The sequence below is a fragment of the Candidatus Oleimmundimicrobium sp. genome (genome assembly GCF_030651595.1).
In the GTDB taxonomy this organism is placed as follows: Bacteria; Actinomycetota; Aquicultoria; order UBA3085; family Oleimmundimicrobiaceae; genus JAUSCH01.
Genome location: NZ_JAUSCH010000078.1, coordinates 1 through 1955, shown reverse-complemented (window position 1 = coordinate 1955; position 1955 = coordinate 1). Strand labels below are relative to the sequence as shown.

The 1955-nt window shown below is 36.9% G+C and carries 2 protein-coding genes; both read right to left on the bottom strand.

From position 1 onward, the window contains the following. Positions 1-580 (bottom strand): phosphate acyltransferase (locus tag Q7U95_RS04850; RefSeq protein WP_308752338.1); only part of this gene is annotated, 580 nt, incomplete at its 3' end. A 224-nt stretch (positions 581-804) separates the two neighbouring features. Next, positions 805-1872: a butyrate kinase gene (buk, locus tag Q7U95_RS04845; protein WP_308752337.1), complete on the bottom strand. Its 1068-nt coding sequence runs from the start codon at positions 1870-1872 to the stop codon at positions 805-807. Between the last annotated feature and the right edge of the window lie 83 nt (positions 1873-1955).

Genomic DNA, 1955 nt, shown 5'->3' with positions numbered 1-1955 from the left:
CTGCTTTAATGGTCTCTTCCATATCGGGATTTATAGTTTCTACTGCAGCCAAAAGAGCGACTTTGGGAATTTCTATTCCCAGTTTATGAGCAACTTCAACGGCATTATTTATAATTGCAACTAAGGTCTTCACATCTGGTTTGAGGTTTACTCCTCCATCACTCATTAATACCAATTTGGGACTCTTTTCTCTTTTATCTTCAAAGATAAAAACATCACTGACGATTTTATCAGTCCTTAAACCCCACTCTTTATTTAACACCGCCTTTAAAAGCGTAGCAGTTTTAATCTTCCCTTTAAGGAGTGTCCCTCCTTCTTTTACTCTTTCTACTGCCTTTCGAGCTTTATCTTCATCATCTTTTGCTCCGATAACCTCTTTTACAAAATAACTTTCTCCTAACATAGAAATGGATTTTTCAATTTCTGTTTTATCTCCCACTAAAATTCCCTCTCCGAATCCGTAATCGTAACAATCTTTCAGGGCTTTCAAGGTTTCGATGTCTTCTCCACCGGCAACAATAATTTTTTCTCTTCCTTTAGTTTTTAAATTGGCAAATAATTCTTTAAAGCTTTTTATCATCTTCAAACCTCCTGGTATAATATAAGGATAACGGGTCGGATAAATCCGACCCCTACCTTGACTTTTAAAGAAAAAATATTATGGCATTCCGCACTTGATACGGAATCCATAAACAAGGGCATATTGCAATATGCCCCTACAATGATGGATTCCCTCTTTCGAGGGAATGACATAAGATATGGAAACGACACTGTAAAAGCCAAAATTAAAATTAAAATTTGATTTTAAGAATATGTTTTTACTTTTTCTACCCCATTTATTACTCTTATCACTGCTTGGGCCAAGGCCTTCATTTCTTCTTCTCCTGGATAAACTACAACTGGAGCTATCCAACCCGCTCGTTCTTTTATCTTGTTTACTAAAATTTCATTATGGGCTATGCCTCCGGTAAGAATGATTGCTTCAACTTTTCCTTTTAATACTGCAGCCATTGCCCCAATTTCTTTGGCGATTTGATAACACATTGCCTCAAAAATAAGCTTGGCATAATTATCACCTTGCTCAATTTTCTTCATTACCTCTCTTGTATCATTAGTGCCCAAATAAGAAACAAGCCCGCCCTGATTGGTAATTAACTTGTATAATTCTTTTTCTGAATATTTACCAGAATAACACAGATGAATTAAAGCCTTATTAGGGAGAGAACCGCTTCGCTCAGGCGAAAAAGGTCCTCCGTCATTGGCGTTATTTACATCAACAATTTTCCCTTTCATAATGGGGGCAATAGATATCCCTCCACCCAAATGGGCTACAATAAGATTTATTTCCTCGAACTTTTTCCCTTGTTCTCTAGCATAACGGAAAGCATTGGCCCGGATATTTAAAGTATGAAGCAAAGATTTCCTTTCTATTCCTTTTAGCCCGGATATCCGGGCGATATCGGCAAATTCATCAACCGATACCGGGTCAGCGATATAGGCAGGGACATCGATTTTTTCAGCTATTTCATGGGCAATAATTCCCCCCAGGTTAGAGGCATGCTCAATGGGAGAATTTTTTAAGTCATTTATAAGTTTGTTGTTAACCTCATAAGTCCCGGCCTCTAAAGGTTTTAATACACCGCCCCGTCCTATAATCGTTTTTATTGAATTAAATTCTATGTTTTCCTTTTTTAAGGTATCCAAAATTATCTTTTTTCTGACTGGACCTTGTTCTAACAGAGATTTAAATTGAGAAAGTTCTTCTATGGAATGGGTGATAGACCTGCTAAAAATCTCTTTTCCTTCCTGATTGAATATTGCTATTTTGGTAGAAGTTGAGCCGGGATTGATAACTAAAATATATTCTTTCATATTTCCCTCCATCTTAATTAGTCGTTAGTATTTAGCATCTTGTGAATCGTATCTCGCATTTTAGCGTATAGCGCGTAGGGGCT